Origin of the sequence: Prevotella sp. 10(H) (assembly GCF_000711235.1) — a bacterium.
Classification (GTDB): Bacteria; Bacteroidota; Bacteroidia; order Bacteroidales; family Dysgonomonadaceae; genus Dysgonomonas.
Window position 1 is genome coordinate 604,842 of the sequence record NZ_JOMI01000007.1, and the last position, 20,385, is coordinate 625,226.

Annotated in this window: 19 protein-coding genes; 15 read left to right on the top strand and 4 right to left on the bottom strand. The window is 38.1% G+C overall.

The genetic code is table 11. From position 1 onward, the window contains the following. Positions 1-37 precede the first annotated feature (37 nt). The 6 genes from K348_RS0114060 (at position 38) to K348_RS0114085 (ending at position 6,462) form a co-directional block, all read left to right on the top strand. Entirely contained in the window at positions 38-412 is a 375-nt protein-coding gene (locus tag K348_RS0114060; RefSeq protein WP_029905796.1) for a GxxExxY protein, read from the top strand. 101 nt (positions 413-513) lie between these two features. Further along, a complete protein-coding gene (argC, locus tag K348_RS0114065; RefSeq protein ID WP_029905799.1) occupies positions 514-1,482 on the top strand; it encodes an N-acetyl-gamma-glutamyl-phosphate reductase in 969 nt (322 codons plus the stop codon). A gap of 16 nt (positions 1,483-1,498) precedes the next feature. Next, complete coding sequence (locus tag K348_RS0114070) at positions 1,499-2,635, top strand: glycosyltransferase family 4 protein (protein ID WP_029905801.1); 1,137 nt, start codon at positions 1,499-1,501, stop codon at positions 2,633-2,635. Further along, positions 2,632-3,972, top strand: a complete 1,341-nt coding sequence (locus K348_RS0114075; protein WP_029905803.1) for a hypothetical protein — start codon at positions 2,632-2,634, stop codon at positions 3,970-3,972. The genes K348_RS0114070 and K348_RS0114075 overlap by 4 nt, the downstream gene beginning before the upstream one ends. Before the next feature lie 25 nt (positions 3,973-3,997). Further along, positions 3,998-5,329: a hypothetical protein gene (locus K348_RS0114080; RefSeq protein WP_029905805.1), complete on the top strand. Its 1,332-nt coding sequence runs from the start codon at positions 3,998-4,000 to the stop codon at positions 5,327-5,329. Between the two features lie 11 nt (positions 5,330-5,340). Beyond that, a complete protein-coding gene (locus K348_RS0114085; protein ID WP_029905807.1) occupies positions 5,341-6,462 on the top strand; it encodes an aspartate aminotransferase family protein in 1,122 nt (373 codons plus the stop codon). Between the two features lie 31 nt (positions 6,463-6,493). On the opposite strand, the gene K348_RS0114090 is transcribed toward K348_RS0114085, so the two are convergent. After that, a complete protein-coding gene (locus tag K348_RS0114090) occupies positions 6,494-6,901 on the bottom strand; it encodes a DUF2752 domain-containing protein (protein WP_029905809.1) in 408 nt (135 codons plus the stop codon). A 62-nt stretch (positions 6,902-6,963) separates the two neighbouring features. Further along, positions 6,964-7,356, bottom strand: a complete 393-nt coding sequence (locus tag K348_RS0114095; RefSeq protein WP_029905811.1) for a CD225/dispanin family protein — start codon at positions 7,354-7,356, stop codon at positions 6,964-6,966. 116 nt (positions 7,357-7,472) lie between these two features. Here K348_RS0114095 and K348_RS0114100 point away from each other — a divergent pair, with 116 nt between their 5' ends. Further along, complete coding sequence (locus K348_RS0114100; protein WP_036930575.1) at positions 7,473-8,222, top strand: GH25 family lysozyme; 750 nt, start codon at positions 7,473-7,475, stop codon at positions 8,220-8,222. 7 nt (positions 8,223-8,229) lie between these two features. Here K348_RS0114100 and K348_RS0114105 read toward each other — a convergent pair whose 3' ends face one another. Then, entirely contained in the window at positions 8,230-9,639 is a 1,410-nt protein-coding gene (locus K348_RS0114105; RefSeq protein WP_051697896.1) for a radical SAM protein, read from the bottom strand. 195 nt (positions 9,640-9,834) lie between these two features. Here K348_RS0114105 and K348_RS0114110 point away from each other — a divergent pair, with 195 nt between their 5' ends. From K348_RS0114110 to K348_RS0114145, 8 genes are all read left to right on the top strand, one after another. Further along, positions 9,835-10,290, top strand: a complete 456-nt coding sequence (locus K348_RS0114110; RefSeq protein WP_029905823.1) for a cupin domain-containing protein — start codon at positions 9,835-9,837, stop codon at positions 10,288-10,290. 282 nt (positions 10,291-10,572) lie between these two features. Further along, positions 10,573-11,415, top strand: coding sequence for a prephenate dehydratase (locus tag K348_RS0114115; protein WP_029905824.1), 843 nt, complete (start codon positions 10,573-10,575; stop codon positions 11,413-11,415). A gap of 197 nt (positions 11,416-11,612) precedes the next feature. Further along, a complete protein-coding gene (locus K348_RS0114120) occupies positions 11,613-12,782 on the top strand; it encodes a pyridoxal phosphate-dependent aminotransferase (RefSeq protein ID WP_029905826.1) in 1,170 nt (389 codons plus the stop codon). Beyond that, positions 12,779-13,327, top strand: a complete 549-nt coding sequence (locus tag K348_RS0114125) for a GNAT family N-acetyltransferase (RefSeq protein ID WP_029905828.1) — start codon at positions 12,779-12,781, stop codon at positions 13,325-13,327. The genes K348_RS0114120 and K348_RS0114125 overlap by 4 nt, the downstream gene beginning before the upstream one ends. A 21-nt stretch (positions 13,328-13,348) precedes the next feature. Next, a complete protein-coding gene (locus tag K348_RS0114130) occupies positions 13,349-14,410 on the top strand; it encodes a bifunctional 3-deoxy-7-phosphoheptulonate synthase/chorismate mutase type II (protein ID WP_029905829.1) in 1,062 nt (353 codons plus the stop codon). A gap of 133 nt (positions 14,411-14,543) precedes the next feature. Then, complete coding sequence (locus K348_RS0114135) at positions 14,544-15,497, top strand: diacylglycerol kinase family protein (RefSeq protein WP_029905830.1); 954 nt, start codon at positions 14,544-14,546, stop codon at positions 15,495-15,497. 469 nt (positions 15,498-15,966) lie between these two features. Continuing rightward, positions 15,967-16,350: a bacteriocin fulvocin C-related protein gene (locus tag K348_RS0114140; RefSeq protein ID WP_156032895.1), complete on the top strand. Its 384-nt coding sequence runs from the start codon at positions 15,967-15,969 to the stop codon at positions 16,348-16,350. Between the two features lie 222 nt (positions 16,351-16,572). Then, a complete protein-coding gene (locus K348_RS0114145; RefSeq protein ID WP_029905833.1) occupies positions 16,573-17,466 on the top strand; it encodes a TlpA disulfide reductase family protein in 894 nt (297 codons plus the stop codon). Positions 17,467-17,605: 139 nt separating this feature from the next. On the opposite strand, the gene K348_RS0114150 is transcribed toward K348_RS0114145, so the two are convergent. Further along, complete coding sequence (locus K348_RS0114150) at positions 17,606-20,143, bottom strand: DUF5686 and carboxypeptidase-like regulatory domain-containing protein (protein ID WP_231496791.1); 2,538 nt, start codon at positions 20,141-20,143, stop codon at positions 17,606-17,608. Positions 20,144-20,385 lie beyond the last annotated feature (242 nt).

Consider the following 20,385-nt stretch of genomic DNA (forward strand, 5'->3'; position numbering starts at 1 on the left):
TTAAACACAGAGTAAAAAGAGTAGAAAAGAGTTTTTTATGTTTCAAGAACAAGAACTGACAGGGAGGATATTAAAATGTGCATATGAAGTACATACAGCCTTAAGTCCTGGACTGCTTGAAAAAGTATATGAAGAATGTCTTTTCTATGAATTAGCGGAAAGCGGATTGTCTGTAACACGCCAAGAAGAAATGCCTATTGAATATAAGGGGATTGAGATAGAAGCGGGATACAGAATAGATTTACTTGTGGAAGATAAAATTATTCTGGAATTGAAGGCAGTTGCGGAATTACATCCAATTCATACAGCACAATTATTTACATATCTGAAATTATCGGGATGTAGAATCGGCTATTTAATTAATTTTAATGTGAAATCGTTGAAAGACGGAATAAAAAGATATTCGATATAAGTTTATTTTATAAACACAGAGTAAAAAGGGTAGAAAAGAGCTTTATAAAGAAAAATACTCCTATTACTCTTTTTACTCTGTGTTCCAATAAAAATATAACCATGATAAAAGCAGGAATAATAGGCGGGGCAGGCTATACTGCCGGCGAACTGATAAGGGTATTACTCAATCATCCACAAGTCGATTTAGTATTTGTAAACAGTACCAGCAACGCAGGGAACAAACTCACCGACGTTCATAGCGGATTGTTAGGAGATACTGATGTGAGTTTTACCGACCAGTTACCATATGATAAAATTGATGTATTGTTTTTCTGTACTGCTCACGGCGATACAAAGAAGTTTCTGGAAGCGAACGAAGTTCCGGAACATCTGAAAATCATCGACTTGTCAACCGATTACCGTCACAAAGCTAAAGGTAATAAGTTTACCTATGGTTTACCGGAACTGAATAAAGAAGCAATAAAAAAAACATCTAATATCGCTAATCCCGGATGCTTTGCCACAGCTATACAATTAGGGTTACTGCCGTTAGCAAAAGCCGGATTACTGAATTCTGAAGTTCATATAAATGCAATTACAGGTTCGACCGGGGCAGGAGTGAAGCCTTCGGCTACCTCTCATTTTAGTTGGAGGGAAAATAATATTTCTGTATATAAGGCTTTTGAACATCAGCATCTGACCGAGATACGGGAATCTTTGAGCCAGTTACAAGCTGACTTTAATCAGGATATTAACTTTATCCCTGTCCGTGGAAATTTTACAAGAGGAATATTTGTTTCTACTTATCTGAATTTTGAGGGTACATTCGAAGATGCCGAAAAGTTATATAAGGATTTCTATAAAGACAGCCCGTTTGTAGTAATCTCCGATAAGAATATCGATCTAAAACAGGTTGTAAATACAAATAAATGCGCATTGCATCTCGAAAAGCATGGCAATAAACTGCTTATCCTTTCCTGTATCGATAATCTGGTAAAAGGAGCATCGGGACAGGCAGTACATAATATGAACCTGATATTCGGGCTGGAAGAAACTGAAGGTTTGAAGCTAAAAGCTTCGGCTTTCTAAAAAACAAAAAGATATTATGAATATAACATTCGTTACTACTTTTCCATCAATCGATATTAAATATTGGTCGGGATTGGTATGGTTCATGGCCAAGAATCTGGAAAAGAGAGCGAATGTCGATTACATAACTGATCTGAAAGAGAATATTCCCCTTTCGGTAAGACTAAGAAAAAAAATATACGGACGCAATAAATTATATTGGACAGATCGTTCTCCTGAAGTTGGGAAAGGTTATGCGTATCAGATTTTAGATCAATTAAAACCTGATACGGATATTATATTTTCACCTAGTTCTATTCCTTTGGCTTATTTGGAAACTAAAATACCGAAAGTGTTTTTTACAGATGCCACTTTCGCTTCTATGCTAAACTATTACCATTGGTTTGATAACGCAAGTTTACAGTATATAAAAGAAGGAATGGAGTCGGAAAAACATGCTCTACTAAATTGCGATTTAATTATCTATAGTTCGCAATGGGCAGCCGATAGCGCTGTAAATGATTATGGTATCGATCCGGATAAGATAAAAGTTGTTCCGTTCGGGGCGAATGTGTCAACTCATTTATCATTTGAAGATATACAGGCTGTTATTGAAAAAAGACAATATGATGTTTGCAAATTACTTTTTCTTGGTGTAGAATGGCATCGTAAAGGCGGAGATATAGCAGTTGAGGCTGTTAAGTATTTGAATGAAAAAATGAATCAGCCGACAGAGCTACATATTGTGGGTCTGGATGAAATCCCTGATGAATCATCTTTTCCGCCATATATAATTAATCACGGACGGATAGATAAAAGTACAAAAGAGGGTATGGCAAAGCTGGAAGGCATAATTCAACAAAGCCACTTTTTATTTATGCCGTCGAGAGCCGATTGTACACCAGTTGTTTTTTCAGAAGCAATGTCATACGGGGTACCGTGTATTTCTGCTAAAACAGGTGGAATAGCGTCTATTATCAACGAATCAAACGGTGTTATCTTAAACCCGAATGTCTATCCGGAAGAATATTCTAAGCAAATTTATGGAATATTTCATAATGAGATACTCTATAAAGAAATGGCATTATCTGCTTACCTTGATTCCCAATCCCGTTTAAACTGGGATGTTACCATGGATACAATAACGAAATATATGAAAGGATTATTGATATGAAATTCGAAGTAGACTCACAAACCCTGAAAGATATGGAAATCTTTGACACAGTCAAGGACGGTACATCTGTATTCAGCCTGTTCAATTTCACTCAGTGCTATGGCGGGCGGAGAGTGCTTTACGGTTTCTTATCTAATCCTTTGACCGACCTGAAAAAGATAACAGAACGTACGGATACAATCGCTTTTTTTCAGAAGCATTTGCCTGAAGGATTAAAAGTGGATAAAGATTCATTGGATTTTACGGAATATTACATCCGGCACGGTGATTATCCTACCCGTATACCTACTTGGTTTACCGCTTTCGAGCGTATGATTGCAGATAAGATAAGTACGAATACGGAATATTATCTGGTACAGAAAGGGGTAACGTCGACAGTGGACCTATTGAAGACTATTCATAAATTTTCACTGACACTGGCAAAAGTTATTAAGAATAACAATTTTCCGAAGTTACTGGAAAAAAACAATGAAGAGGTTTTAAAGATATTCTCACGACCGGAATTTAAAGAAGTGCTTAATATAAAGAAGATAAAGGCATATGACAGTTCTACATTGGACTATATGTTTCGTTCGACACATAAGAAAGAGATTTTATTCTTTCTCGACTTGATATATGAATACGATGCATTTTTATCCATAGCCAAAGCTGCAGAGAAATACGGGCTTTCATATGCAGAAATGCTTCCCGCGGATGAAAGCACATTCGAAATAGAAGGTCTTTATCATCCGTTTGTGGAAAATGCGATTCCGAATGATATGGGTTTTATACAGCCTTCGAACCTTTTATTTATATCAGGGCCGAATATGGCGGGCAAATCCACATTTCTTAAGGCACTTGGCCTATCGGCATATCTGGCACATGTCGGTTTTCCCGTTCCTGCCAAGAAGATGAGGCTAAGCGTGTTGTCCGGACTATGCACTACGATAAATATTTCCGATAATCTGAGTTCGGGCTATAGCCATTTTTATGCCGAGGTGATGAGGATAAAAGATGTAGCTTATGGGTTGAAGACGAACAGAAATATGCTCGTCATTTTCGACGAGTTATTCAGGGGTACGAACGTAAAAGATGCATACGACGGTACATTGGCCGTAGTAAATGCTTTTACCAAGATAAAAAGTTCATTCTTTGTGGTTTCTTCACATATTGTAGAAGTAACGAAAGAACTGAAATCAAATAAAGGCATCGAGTTTTCTTATTTCGAGATACTGGAAAAAGACGGTCATCCTGTGTATACTTACAAACTGAAGGACGGTATATCAGATGTGCGTTTAGGCATGTATATAATTAAAAAAGAAGGGTTGATAGAACTCATCGACGGGATAGAAAAATAATATTTTCTGTAAATAATAATTAGACATGGGATTTGAAGTTGACAATCAGACTTTGAAGGATTTGGAAATTTTTAAGACAATTAAAAATAATAAATCTCTGTTCGATATGCTCAATTTTGCGGTCAGTATTGGTGGTAAAAATAAGCTTTACAGCTTTCTTGAAGCTCCTTTAAGTGATTATGATAAGATAAAGGAAAGAAAAGGCGCTATTGCTTTCTTCCAGTTTTCGGAAGAGGCAAAAACATTAGATATAGATAAAAATTCGCTTGACTTTATCGAACATTACCTCAATTACGGCAATTATCCGACACAGGCTCCATCTAGATTTTTTGCTATCGAGAAAGGAATAGCCTATAAAATCAAACCCAATAATGATTATTATATTATAGAGAGGGGGATTGATTATTTCATCGAGTTGATGAATACTTTGCACAATTTTGCAAAGACGCTCTCCGAAAAGGAATGTCCTGCTCTTATCCTCAAAAATAATGAGGAGATTTTTCGTCTGTTTAAATTAGATGAATATGTGGAGATAGCGAAAATCGGGAGCATGGAAAAGCTGGGAATGTTCCAGATAGCACAGTTCGATTATATGTTTCGTTATACTCATAAACAAGAAGTACTCTTTTTCCTGAATTTGATATACGAATACGATGTATTCAGGGCAGTGGCAAAAGCCGCCCGAAAGTATAATTTCTCATACCCCGAATTAAATGAAGAGTATAATATTTATATTGAAGGCATCTTTCATCCATTTATCGAGTCTCCGGTAAAGAACGATGTAAGGCTTAATTCTGAAAATAATCTGCTCTTTATTTCGGGTCCTAATATGGCAGGCAAATCAACATTTCTCAAATCTTTAGGAATCGCTTTTTATCTGGCTCATACGGGTTTTCCCGTTCCTGCTGCTAAAATGATTTTCAGTCCGTTTACGGGATTATATACGACTATAAATATATCCGATAGCCTGAATACCGGCTTTAGCCATTTTTATTCAGAGGTATTGAGGATAAAACATATAGCAAAAAGGCTAAAGGGTAATAATATGCTGGTTATCTTTGACGAACTTTTTCGCGGGACAAATGTAAAAGATGCATATGACGGTTCTCTGGCTGTTATTTCCGCCTTTACAGAAGTTCAAAATTCTTATTCTGCAATATCTACGCATATTGTTGAAGTGGCAGATAAATTGAGGCATATTTCGAATATTCAATTCAGGTATATGGAAATAACCGGAGAGGATGACCAACCTCGTTATTCATACAAATTGAAAGACGGAATATCGGAAGACAGACTGGGAATGTATATTTTAAATCAGGAAAAACTTATAGAAACAATAAAAGAAATCAATAACTAACATATAAAGAAATGAAACTATTTGACGTATTTCCGCTGTTCGATATCAATATCGTAAAAGGCGAGGGATGTTATGTATACGACGATAAGGGTGATGAATACCTCGATCTTTACGGGGGGCATGCTGTGATCTCTGTAGGACATTCACATCCGTATTATGTTGCAAAGGTTACGGAGCAATTGAATAAAATCGGTTTTTATTCCAACTCCGTTATAAATATGCTTCAGCGAGAAGTAGCTCAGAAGTTAGGAGAACAATGCGGTTACCCTGATTATAACCTGTTCTTGATAAACTCGGGCGCGGAGGCTAACGAAAATGCTATAAAACTGGCTTCATTTCATAACGGGCGTAAGAAAGTCCTGTCTTTCAAAAAAGCATTCCATGGACGTACATCCGTTACAGTAGCTACGACGGATATTCCGGCATACTCTGCTCCGGTGAACCAGTCCGATAATGTTGTGTTTGCTCCGTTCAATGATATCGAATTTGTACGTAAAGAACTAGCAAGTAAAGAATACTGTTCGGTAATTATCGAGGGTATTCAGGGAGTTGCAGGTATTCAGATTCCATACGATGATTTTCTGAGAAAACTTCGTGAAGTTTGTACCGAAACAGGCACGGTACTTATTTTAGACGAAATACAATCCGGATACGGGCGTAGCGGTAAGTTTTTCGCTCATCAATATGCAGGAATAGAAGCCGATCTTATAACAGTAGCAAAAGGTATCGGTAACGGTTTCCCTATGTCGGGCGTACTTATTCATCCGATGTTTAAGGCTGTATACGGGCAGCTGGGAACTACATTCGGGGGGAATCATCTGGCCTGTGCTGCTGCAATTGCGGTTCTCGATATTATGAAGGAAGAAAAACTTGTTGAGAATGCCTACAATGTCGGTCAGTTTCTGATGGAAGAATTGAGAAAATTTCCTCAAATAAAGGAAGTGCGCGGTCGTGGGCTTATGATAGGTATGGAGTTTGATGAACCGATAAAAGAAAAACGCACGAAACTTTTATTCGAAGAGAAAGTATTTACAGGTGCTACCGGAACTCATGTATTCCGTTTGCTTCCTCCGCTCTGTCTCACCATTGATCAGGCTAAAGTGTTTTTGGAAAGATTTAAGAAAGTAATATAATATAAACAGGAAGTGGCCTCGGCCACTTTTTTTATTGTGGGGGTGCCAGATAAGTAAACGGCCATACGGGGATATTCCTTAAAATAAAAAAGCAGATAACCGTTATCAATAATGTATAGCCGAACCAGGGTTTGAACATGAAGCTTTTCAAATACTTCTCCTGTCCTAATATATATACCCTGACAGCCAGATAGTAAAAATAAGCAAGGAAAGGCCCTGCAACCACAAAAAACACATTGTATCTTATAGCCTGTAGGACATCACCGTGTAACAGGAAATGTAAGCTCCGCTGCCCGCCGCATCCCGGACATTCCAATCCTGTAGCTGATTTGAATGTGCAGGCAGAATTATCTCCTGCTATATTATACATGGCGTAATATACGACAATTATAATAATAGGGAATAATATGGCAAGTATAAGCAGGATGTATTTCTTCATAAAAAAATGAAAGGTAATTCCGATGAAATTACCTTTCTGTATTTAAAATGTTAAGATGTTGATTAGCTGTATTGATCCATTATGGTCTGATACTGATCCATTATAGCAGAGATACCGCCTGCAAGAATAATGGAAACAATGATCCATACTACTGAAAGTACTATGGTACCGATAGCGATCAATGACAAAAGTTTGGCATTCTTGGCTGCACTTTCGGCTCCGGCATAGTCGCCTGCAAAATATTTGGAATCTACCTGCGTAGAGAACACTATTGCAATGATCCCTAAAATGAATCCGATGCAACTAACATAGCCGCAACAGGTGATCAAACTGAAAACTGTTGCTAGTATAGCTAAGATTAAATTATTGTTAGGCCTTGGCGGCTTAGTTGGAGTTTCCCAGCTATTAGTCTGCTGCACAGGTTCCTGATAGCCTTGATTGCTGTATTCTGTCATGGAATTACAATTTTATTGTTAAAAAAGATTATTAATACTCTTCAAATATATACAAAAATATAATATGCGAAAAGAAAAAATAATCATAACTTCGTTGTTCAATGAAATAATCCCTTATGCGAGTAAAGATTACATTATACTCTATATCGGTTGTTGCTATGATAGTTGTCATCGGCGCGGGAGTATATATGGCTTTCATGAACGGATATATACGCCTTAATTATCCCTCGTTCACCGAATATCCGGTGCAGGGAATCGATGTATCACACCATCAGCAAAAGATAGACTGGGACAAGCTGGATAAAAAATCGGTGCAGTTCGCTTTTATCAAGGCTACCGAAGGAGGTAATCACAAGGATTCCATGTTTCAGCTCAACTGGCGCGAAGCGCGTCAGAACAAAATACTTTCGGGTGCATACCATTTTTTTACATTCTGTAAAGACGGTGAAGAGCAGGCACGCAATTATATACATTATGTACCGCGCGATAGTATAGATTTACCGCCTATAATCGATCTGGAATATGGAGGTAATTGTGCAGCTGAAAACCGTAAGGAGGATCTGATAGGTGAAATAACAAAGTATTTTGAAATAATCGAAGATCATTATCAACAGAAAGTTATTATATATACTACCAACGAATTTTACCGTAATTATCTTGTAAACCGCTTTCCTGATAATCCTATTTGGATACGTAATATATTATCCAAGCCTAATCTACCGGATAAGCGCGACTGGATGTTCTGGCAATTTACCAATCGCGGCAGGGTTAAAGGAATACATACAGTGGTAGACCTGAATGTATTTAACGGGACTAAGGAAGAATTCTCTAAACTCCTGAAAAATAAAGAAGTTGCTGTAGAATAGATTATTATCAGATTTTTTCACCGATAAGCTTTTTCTCAAATACAGGCTCTGTCTTTCTACTATTTACTTTACTTAATAATGACTCCAGTAAAGGCAACATAGTATTAAGCCCTCCCGTTTTAATAATGAAATTCCATAACGGCTCGAATTTTTTCCATCCTCCCGTATAGAATAAGTGCTTGAATTGATGTTTTATCGATTCGTGTTTACCGGAGGCTGCAAATATATTTGACCAGCTATAAAATTCTTTATAAGCCCAGTTATAACCTTCTTCAAGTTCTATTGCGCTCAATCCCTTCGTTTTGTATACAACATGCCGCGTATCGTATCGATCCCAATTGCGGGAAAGGATTCTCCCTGCCGATTCCATATCGTTAAACAAGCGTGTGCCCGGATAAGGCGTAAGAATATGATATGTAGAAGTGGTTATAGCATTCTCCACACCCCAGTCCACAGTGCGGCGGAATACATCTTTGTCATCGTGGTCGAGCCCGAAGACGAAACTACCGTTTATCATAATGCCGAGTGAGTGCAAGCGGTTGACTGCATCGGTATAGCTTCTGGCTATGTTTTGCTTCTTATTGCTCATACGGAGATTTTCGGGAGAGAAAGTTTCAAACCCTACAAACACGCTCCTTAGTCCGGCTTCCGCTGCTTTTTCTATCAGGTCGCCATTGAGTATCGAATCTATTGTTGCCGCCCCTTGAAATACACGGTTCATACCTTTCATCCCTTCAAACAGTTCATCGGCAAACCTCGGATTTCCCAGCAAGTGATCATCGAGGAAATAGAGATGCTTTCCGGGTAACCGCTCTATTTCAGCTAAGGCATCATCCACTAATTGTGTATAGAAAGATTTTCCCCCAACGAAAAAAGCATCCTTATAACAAAAATCACAATGATGCGGACAACCGCGTGTCACTACCAACGAATTCGGCACCAGATAGCGGTTCCTTTTAATAAGGTCGCGTCGGGAAGGCGGTAACCCATGCAAAGTTCGCACAAATGAACGATATACTTTTTGCGGCCTTTTTGCTCGGAAATCTTCCAGAAAGCGCGGAAAAGATTCCTCGGCAGGACCAAGAAATATTGTATCAGCATGTTGTGAAGCTTCGTCGGGCAATGAAGTTACATGCAACCCGCCGAGGAGTACATATGCTCCCTTTGCGCGATAGTGGTCGGCAATTTTGTATGCACGGAATGCATTTGTAATATATACCTGAATAAGTACTAAATCGGGTTCATCGTCCAGATTGAGGTGTTCTACATGTTGATCCTGCAGATCGATTTCATCGTCGGGCGAGAGGAATGCAGCCAGTGTAGCTAAGCCCAATGGAGGAAATAGCGAGTATTTTATCGGTCTCCAGAACGGGCTCTCGGCTTCTGTTAAAGCGGGAAGTATTAGTTTTACTTTCATTTTATATTATGTTTTAAAAAGAACTTTGAAATGCAAAGTTATTATATTTTTTGAAATAGCAAATTATTTAGATAAATATTTAAATATTGTCACATTTGGTTTAATTTACTATTTCACTTGCATATAAAGCAATTATTCTTTCTATATTATCCGATTATTGTTTTTAACTTAGTTCTATCTTTTAATCCAGAAAATATGAAAGAAATAAAGAAACTATCGGAAAATCCGAATTATACGGCTATCAATATCGGAAGTCTTGAACAGTTAGCTGATTATTCTCTTATGCATCCGAAGATAGGACAGGAGATTAAAGGTAAGGTATTTCTCAAAGATGCAACGAAAGCAACGGGAACCGAAATCTCCTTCAATTCGCTTCCGCCACATGCCGATTTAAATTATTTTCATATACACACGCAGGATGAGGAAACTTATATTATACTGAAAGGCTCAGGCGATTTTCAGGTAGATGACGACTGCTTTCCTGTTACCGAAGGTAGTGTGATTCGCGTTGCGCCGGCTGGGAAGAGGAGTATGAGGAATTCTTCCGACGAACCGATGATTTATATGGTAATACAGTCCAAAGAGCATTCTTTAAGTCAGTATACCTATGATGACGGGCAGAGAGTGCAGCATGTAGCAAAGTGGAAGTGAAAAGCTACTCAGGAGCGTTATAACTGCCATATTTTAATTTTTGTCAAATAAAAAAGATAAAACGTTTGTTTTATTCAAAAAAATATTACTTTTGTATCCATAATAGAATAACAACTATTGAAATGAAGAACTTTTCTACATACTTTTTCTTTTTTTACTTTTACTTTTTTAGCAAGGTGAAACAGGATTTTGTATGTAATAAATGAGAGTGAAATAAAACAATCAGATATATAGAATCCTGTCAGATATGACGGGATTTTTTTTTGACAATTACACAACCATATGAAAAGAGTAGCGATACAAGGAGAATTAGGAGCCTATCACGGCATTGCCGCAGAGAATTATTTCGAAGAGGAAGTTGAAATCGTGCCATGCGCAACTTTCAGGGATATCTTTACCACCATTAAGAAGGAGCCGAATACAGTCGGTGTAATGGCTATCGAGAATACCATAGCAGGCAGCCTATTAGGTAATTACGATTTGCTGAAAGAGAATAAACTTCCCATTGCAGGTGAGTTCAAACAGCGCATTTCCCATTGTCTGGCTGCTCTTCCAGGACAGACTATACACGATATCAAAGAAATACAGTCGCATCCTATCGCACTGATGCAATGCACAAACTTTCTGGATACCTTACCGGGTGTAAAGGTTGTGGAATATGGCGATACGGCTCTTGCTGCGAAAGATATTGCAGAGAAGCAGTTGCCCGGCATGGCGGCCATATGTGGGGTGAGAGCGGCAGAAATGTATGGATTGAATATACTGGCGAGGGGAATTGAGACGAATAAGCACAATTTTACTCGCTTTCTTGTTTTTGGTAATAAGTGGATTGTGGAAGAGATACAAAAGAATGATGTTATAAATAAATCATCTATCGTATTCACACTCCCTCATAGCGAAGGCAGCCTGTCGAAAGTATTATCTGTATTTTCCTTTTACGGTATCAGCCTTACAAAGATACAGTCGTTGCCGATTGTCGGTCACGAATGGGAATACCAGTTTTATGTAGACCTTAAATTCACCGATATCGAACGTTATCATCAGTCTCTCGATGCTATTCGTCCGTTGATTAGCGAACTGAAAACATTGGGTGAATATCCCGAAGGCAGACAAAGCGAGATGTAGGCTGTCTTTTATAAAGAAAAACTTAGTAAAGAATAAAAAAGATATTTATCTATATGTAAAACAGATAATTAAGTTAAAAAGTAATGGAATACAGAAATGTGCGAAAAACGTTACTTTTGTTACCTTTTAACTAAATATAGTTAATTATTGTAAAACAAAAACTAGAGGCTACAGGCTAATAGCTAACAGCTAAAAATATGAAACGAATAATACCCGCCGACAGGCTTAATACCGTTCAGGAATACTATTTCTCAAAGAAACTAAGGGAAGTAGCGGAAATGAATGCCGCCGGACAAAATGTAATTAGTCTGGGAATAGGCAGCCCCGACCTGCCACCTTCGGAAGAAACAATCCATACATTGAGTGAATCTGCTGCAAAAAGTGATGCTCACGGTTACCAACCGCATGTAGGATTGCCCGAACTAAGAGAAGCTTTTGCCGACTGGTATAAAAGATGGTATGATGTGACTCTTGATTCTTCAAAAGAAATTCAGCCGCTTATCGGTTCTAAGGAAGGAATTCTACATATTTCGCTGGCATTCCTCAATCCGGGCGATGGCGTATTGGTACCGAATCCGGGTTATCCGACATATACATCGGTAAGTAAAATGGTGGGTGCAAAGATACATACATACGATTTGGATGAGAATAACAACTGGCAACCCGATTTCGAAGCGTTGGAAAATAAGGATTTGTCAGGTATTAAACTGATGTGGGTTAACTATCCGAATATGCCTACGGGGGCAAACGGCTCATTAGAACTGTTTGAAAAACTGGTAGCCTTTGGTAAAAAACATGGCATCATAATTGCTCATGATAATCCGTATAGCCTGATACTGAACGAAAATCCGCTTAGCATTATGCAGGTAGAGGGGGCAAAAGATATATGTATAGAGCTTAACTCGATGAGTAAATCGCATAATATGCCGGGCTGGCGTATAGGATTGGTCGTAGCAAATGCACAATTTATAAGCTGGATTCTGAAAGTATTAAGCAATATAGAAAGCGGAATTCTGAAACCTATGCAATTGGCTACTATTGCCGCCTTAAACAATTCGGACGAGTGGCATAGGAAGAATAATATAGAACTCTATGCCCGTCGCCGTAAATATGCGGGCGAAATAATGGATGTACTGGGTTGCACTTACGATAAAAATCAGGTAGGGATGTTCCTTTGGGGTAAAATTCCGGATACCCTAAAAAGTAGCGAAGAACTGGCAGATAACATATTATATAATGCGAAAGTATTTCTTACCCCCGGGTTTATTTTCGGCAGTAAAGGAGAGAGGTATATCCGTATTTCGCTTTGTTGTAATGAAGATATGCTTAGAGAGGCTTTAAACAGAATTAAGAAACTGGAAGAATGAGATTTGCACCACAACATATCACTCTTAAGAATGGTAAGAATATCGTAATCCGTGAAGCGGTTTGCGAAGATGCGCAGGCTTTAATTGACGCTGCAAAATCTTATCTGAGAACCAGCGATTATATGTGTTCGTATGAAAATGAATTTAATCCTACACCGGAAGAAGAAGCCGATTGGATTAAATCTCATCAGAAAGAGAACAGCCTTTTACTGGTTGCTGTAGATAATGAAAAGATTCTGGCAACATTCAATGCTACAGGCTATCAAAACCGAAAGATGAAGCATGTTGCTGTTTTGGGTATCAGTATATTGGAAGATTGGCGCGGAAATGGTTTAGGGAATATACTTTTCGAGAGTATGATATCATGGGCAAAAAAGAATCCTGAATTGGAGATATTGGTTTTAGAAACATTCTCCGATAACCTGACTGCAATAAATTTATATAAAAAATGGGGATTTACTGTTGATGGTGTACGCAAAAACTATTTCAGGAATGGAAATGAGAACTATTCAGATAATATATTAATGTCATTAAATGTAAAATAATAATCATAAAAAATAGAAACAATGAAACTGGAATCAATCTTACTACCGGGTATCGACCCGAAACGTCCTTTGGTAATTGCAGGGCCTTGCAGTGCCGAAACAGAAGAGCAGGTAATGAATACAGCCCGTCAACTTGCGGCTGACGGTATAAAAATTCTTCGTGCAGGCATATGGAAACCCCGCACAAAGCCCGGAGGCTTCGAAGGAGTGGGTAGCGAAGGTCTTGCATGGCTGAAAAAAGTGAAGCAGGAAACAGGCATGTATGTTTCTACTGAGGTAGCTACACAGAAGCATGTTTACGAAGCTCTGAAATACGGCATCGATATGCTTTGGATAGGTGCCCGTACTACGGCTAATCCTTTTGCTGTGCAGGAAATAGCAGAGGCTTTGCAAGGAGTAGATATTCCGGTACTGGTAAAGAATCCGGTGAATCCAGACCTCGAACTCTGGATCGGAGCATTGGAGCGCCTAAGCAATGTGGGGCTTACTAAGCTGGGTGCTATACACCGCGGCTTCAGTTCATACGATAAAAAGATTTATCGCAACCTGCCGCAATGGCATATACCTATCGAACTGAAACGCCGTTACCCAGATTTGCCGATCATCTGTGACCCGAGCCATATCGGTGGTAAGCGCGACCTTATCCAGCCATTATCTCAACAAGCTATGGACCTGAACTTCGAAGGATTGATTATTGAAACACATTGTGACCCTGATAACGCATGGAGCGATGCTTCGCAGCAGGTGACTCCAGAAAGGCTTAAGGAAATCCTTGACGGCCTTATTATACGCGACGGCAAACAATCGACAGAAGATTTGTCTATATTGCGTAGGCAGATTGACGAAATCGACGAACAATTGTTAGAACTGCTTGCAAAACGTATGCGCATTTCATGCGAGATCGGTACTTTCAAGAAAGAGCACAACATGACTATCGTGCAAACCGATCGGTATGATGAAATATTGAGTAAACGCATTTCGCAGGCGGAAGGTATGGGCATGAATCCCGAATTTATGCGCGTTGTATTAGAGGCTATACATGAAGAGTCTGTAAGACAGCAGATTGTTATAATGAATAAATAAATTCAATTTAATAGTAGATATCAGGATAGATGAGTATTTATCCTGATATTCTCGTTTATAAGCAGACTTACTATTTGGACTGTCGTTGTTAATATATTACATTTGTATTATAATTTCGTTAAGTTTCCAGAAAATGAGTGCGAAGAAGAAGATATATGTAATAATCAACCCTAAATCAGGTACATCGTCGAAGCAAAATCTGCCGCGGAAGATAGCAGAAACTTTTGATCCTCATAAGTTTGATGTTCATATATTTATTACCGGCTATGCAGGCCACGGTTCGGAAATTGCCAAGCAGGCAATTGAAGACAAAGTGGACTATGTAGTTGCTGTCGGTGGCGACGGGACGGTAAATGAGGTTGCCCGTACATTGGTTGATTCTGATATTGTTTTGGGAATCATTCCTTTAGGTTCAGGTAATGGTTTGGCACGCGATCTGAATATTCCTGTCGATGCCAAGAAAGCTATGAATACCATTCTTGAAGAAAACATAATCTCGATAGATTATGGAAAGGTAAATAATGAGCGTATATTCTTCTGTACCTGTGGAATGGGATTCGATGCCGAAGTGGCGGCCATGTCTTCCGGTAAGAAGAGTCGGGGTTCTTTCATGTATATCAAAAATATGCTGGAGACATTTATAAAGCAAAAGCCTCAGACATATGAGATCATTTGTCCTGAAGGAACAATAAAGGATGAAGCTTTTGTGGTTACATGTGCTAATGCTTCGCAGTACGGATACAATGCTCATATAGCTCCCCATGCCGATATTCAGGATGGGATGATGAATATTGCCATACTCAAGCCTTTATCTATATTGGATGTTCCGCAGACTTCACTACAATTGTTTGCAAAAAAGATAGACGAGAACAATAAAATGATTGAGCTTATCACCAATGAAGCTACTATAAAACGCGAATCGGCCGGAGTGATGCATATCGACGGTGACCCTGTAGAAATGGGTACTGAAATACACGTGAAAATAATACCCAAAGGCTTGAAAGTGCTTGTTCCTAAAGACCTGCCTAAGAAAAATCCACTCGACCCGCAAGAAATACTGATGCGGGTAGCAGATACATTCTTCTAATTTGTAATATTAATATGATGGATCAAAAACAGGCTCCATTTTATTTGAAATACCAACGTTTTGTACTACCATTATCAAGCGGTGAAGATAAATAATGCGTTTTGCTCATTACCAGTTTTTTATAACAATCGATAACCTTATTCAACACATATGGACCATTACATCATTCCTTCATTCCTCTTTGAATTTAAATCCTAAATATTATAATAACTCTTTTTTTAATTATTTTTACTTATATTTACAAATGTAAATACAATGCCCTCAGTTTACTGTATAACTGATTTTTATAATAAGATATGTGGAGAATTATAAAAGATCAATACCTATACTTGGTTTTAGACTTCTCATTGTTGACATCTTGTTTAAACTTTAACCCCACACTCCTAAACAGAACATTAGATATGACAGGAGATATTAGACATGAACATGATAGGTCTTAACACATTATAGTCAAAATTCAGATGATTGGCTGAATGTAAGTGATGGCTCGTATCAAAAGGCTGCTTTTGTAGCATTTACTCCTGAACAAAAAGTTAATTTCTGGAAGCAAAAAATACAAGAGGTATTAACATTGGAATGGAAGGAAAAGGAAAAAGAGCATATTCAGCTACTTTATACCTTCTTACTTGAAAATGAAGATATATATGAAAGAGAACTAACAAAAGAAGATGAGATATTTTCATATAAATGGATGGAGTATGCAAAAGAAGAATTGGGCTGGAACAATGATATCATTTGGGGAATTGCTCAAGATGGCGCTGAAATGGTAAATATTAGAGGTGAAATGAAGCGATATACTTCAAATGGTCCCATTTTAAAAACGGGCTCTGAAGGTCCAGAAACAAAAGATTGAGACTGTGGTACAGGTGCATTGGCAAACGATTGTCCAATTAATCCTTCATATTACTATGAATGTCAAGAAAGCACCTGCAAAACAAAAGGTTGTGGTTTTTTATGGTTAGGAACATGTGATAAGAAATGTGTTATTACCCGTATTATATATGACTAAAATTGATAAGCTTAAGTTTTAATTTTCACGGGTACCCGAAACCGGGTACCTATATATGTAAGAAATATGATAAAAAAGAAAAAATACCTCTATTTCCTTATTGGATTATTTTCTCTTATTATTATGGTGGTAATTTCACCATTGAGAGGAGATTATTTCAGAATAGGCTTTTTAAATGGCTCTAATATATGCTCCCTAGCTGGTTTTTCATTATATTTTTGTTATACTTTCTATATTTTATATAAATATAGTGGACAATTACCAAAAACACATATCCTTTTAGCAATATTCATTGGAGGCTCATTTTTCCAACTGCCAATGCGTATTATTTCATTTTATGGAACATACTTAACTTTTTTAGATTACCTGATTCATCAATTGGGTATCTTAATTGGATTCTTAACATATGTCTCAAATAAGAAATATCGTTTTATAATTGGTACGGTAGGGTTTATATGTGGAATATGGTTGTCAGTTGACGGAAATAATATGTGGGATAATAAATGGAATTTTAAAACATATACCGGGAAAGTTGAGAACAGTGAGCAGTATAAACTGACATTTCAAAATCCGCAAGGAGATACCTTATCCTTAGCTAATTATAAGGGTGGGTATGTTCTTTTAGATTGCTGGTATACCTATTGCGGATCTTGTTATAGGGAATTTCCCGGAGTTGAGACTCTAAGTAAGAAGTATAAAGATAATCCATCTGTTAAGATATATGCCCTGCATTTCAGGATGGAAAATGAAGGTGAAAATACATATACAGGCGCAAAAATTCTTTCTGAGAGTGGGTTTGAGATTCCTTCTTTATCAATTGATATTGAAGACCCAGTTATGCAAAAAATCGAAATCCCATGTTTCCCAACATTTCTTATTTTTGATAGAGAGGGTAAGCTAATATTTAAAGGAAACACAGAGCTAGCACAGCGATTAATCAGTAAATTGGTAAAGGAATAACATTTTTAATTATAATTTGGGATTAGGCAAGGGCGCAAAGGAAAATTGAATATTTGATAGTTACAATTGTCGCAAATTTGCTAAGCCTAAACAAAGACCATAGGGCAAATGTTGAGGAGACAATATAGATCCCATTTTGCTAGAAGTTCAGTTCGAATGATATTCTGAAGCCGTCCCTGTCTATATCGGGATGACTCAGGTAACTGAGCCTGCGTACATAGTCGATACGGAAGAGCTTAAAGATGTTTTCTATACCTACATTGTATTCCATATAAGGCCCCCTTGATGTTGTAAAAGTATGCTGAGGAAACAGTAAGAGATTATTGTTGTATTCCGGATTGTTCTTATGGCTCAAAGAACCGATAAAGCCTCTGAATCCGAATACTTCGCGCCATTTCAGCATTTTAAGCAAAGGTACCCTGTTGAATAACCACCCACCCATATGATAATAGATCTCCCACGAAGCCTGTGCATCGTGGACGAATTCCAGCGGCTCTATCAGATAGTAATTACCGCGTTGGATGGTATATGAGTTGTTTGCACTCGGAGTAATCAGGAATGGGAATGGAGTTTCACCCCATATTTTTTCACCTTGCACATTAAGGTACAACTTACCATATGGCGCTACCCAAAACTGTTTGGCTAAAGAAAAAGAAGTCTTATTGTAATGATAATCGCCTCCAAGAAAATTCTCCAAGGCCATTGTATGGGTCAGATTGGTTACCAGCCTCGGAGAAGGAATAGAATGTCTCTTCCTGCGTTGCTGGAAAAATTTCTCGTTAGGGGCATAACGCAGGGCAAGCATAGCTTCTGTAGTCTTTACCCTGTCCACATTATAGATATTACCGTTCTCATCCCTCTTCTCAAAGATGATATTACGGGCTGGTCGCTCGTCGAATGTCTGCCCTGAAAGCTTGAATGAAAATCCTCCGTAAAATTCTTTATCCCATGCTATCTGTGTCTGGCGGTTATAGGTCATTTTCGACTTGCCTGATGCTTGTATCGACATGAGTATATTATCCCTTTCGGCCTGCGTGTACCGTTGCCCAAGTGTATTTATATCATACTTATAGGCTACGATCAGGTTGTTTTTCGGATACTCGTCTTTATGCTTCTCTATCTTATTGAAAGCCCAGGTAGCTTCACCATAATATTTGAACTTCTTGTCACGGGTTCCATATGCCCCGTAGCCATAGAAATACAGATGAGGATGCAGGTTCTTCGTGGTGGATAATGTCAATCTGAAACGGTTTCCTTCTGTCTTGTTATAACTGTAGAAAGTAGGGATAGTTCCTATATCTACTTTACTGTCATCGGGATTTTTAGATGTAGGGAAATAGCTGCTGGATATAATATTCCCGGCTTTCAATAGAACTTTAAATAAGGCTACTTTATTGATATCTTCGAGCATCTGGTCCATCTTGTAATCCTTTTTATGCTCGGGCGGACGGTTTTCAGTCCAGAATTCTTTCGGTCTGTTTTCATAATCCTTTTCGAAAGCTTCCGGTGCCGATAGAAGAAAGACAGGTTCCATAGATTGGTTTACAGCAAAATCCTGATAGGTTTTAGTCTTGTCTATATAGAATTTTATTGCATCTACCAGCGTGACATCTATCGCCATCCGCTCTTCCATAGGAATCCATTTGTTCTCTGCCGTCTTTTTAAAATCGTGCCAGATAATAAGCTCCTGAACAAAGTTTATATTCATTTTCTTAGGCGTCCTTATTACTGCGCGTTTTACTGCAAACATGCTATCGAGAGATATATAGAGGTTTCCTGTAAAACCGATATCGCGTGAGTTGAATGGTGCAAAGTCCAGTTTTACATATCTGTCCTGCTCTATTTTTACAGTGTCTGATATATACCAGCGGTAAAAGTTTATAGCATTGTGGTCACTTAATGGGCTTACGAAGGGTTGTAATAACAAATTAATGGAATTATCATATATGGATACATCCTTAAATACTTCTTTAATAATAGCATCGAGACCTTCCGTGTCGAAAGTCTGGTCGATTCCCTCGATATGATAGCCTTTCACAATGCGTTTGGCAGATTCCGGTTCTTTTCTGTAAAATACATCCGTTATTTTTTCCCTTACCGAAAAAGGAAGTATGATCTTTTTATCGATTAAGGATGTATCCGCATAATTAGGTAAGAATTTATACCTTTTCAGCAACGGCATATCCGGGTGATAATCGTTCAGGGCAAAGAATATCCGTTCATATTCTTTATATTGATAGTATTCGAGATCCGATATACTGTTTTCTTTTTTGCGGGCTATTACCTTCTTTATGAGTTCTACAGCCGGATTGTTTTTCTTCGAATATTTTTCCTTCTGCGGACGTACGACTACTTCTTTCAGTTCTTGGTCTTCAGGTATAAGGTTAATTTCAAGACTGGTTGTCTTTCCTACAGGTACCGAAATTCTTTCTGTTTTATAGCCAAGGAGCTTTGCTGTAATAGATGTATGATTTCCCCTGTTGCTTATTCTGAATTCTCCGTCTTCATCTGAAAAAGAGCCGATAGATGTATCGTCGAAAGATACGGTTACGAATGGCAGTTTCTCTCTTGTTACTGCATCGCGGACAACACCACGCACTACAGTAAGCGATTGCGCAAACATGGTACAACAGGCAATGCAAAAGAAAGATAATAAAAGTATCATCTTTCTGCTCATATTATGTTGTGATGTATAAATCATCTGATTATCTGTTGCTTTTATTTATGTTAAGATTCGCATCTTAAGTGTTAACCGTACAAAATGTAAATGTTGTCTTCCTGAAAGAATAGTTGGATAATTTACCTGCATCGGCAATCCGTTCTCTTTGGCCGGGTATAAACCGATGGGCCGGGAGCGGGATATATTCATAATAAAGTTTGAAACAGGTTTAGCCATTGTCCTATTTATAATTCATAAAA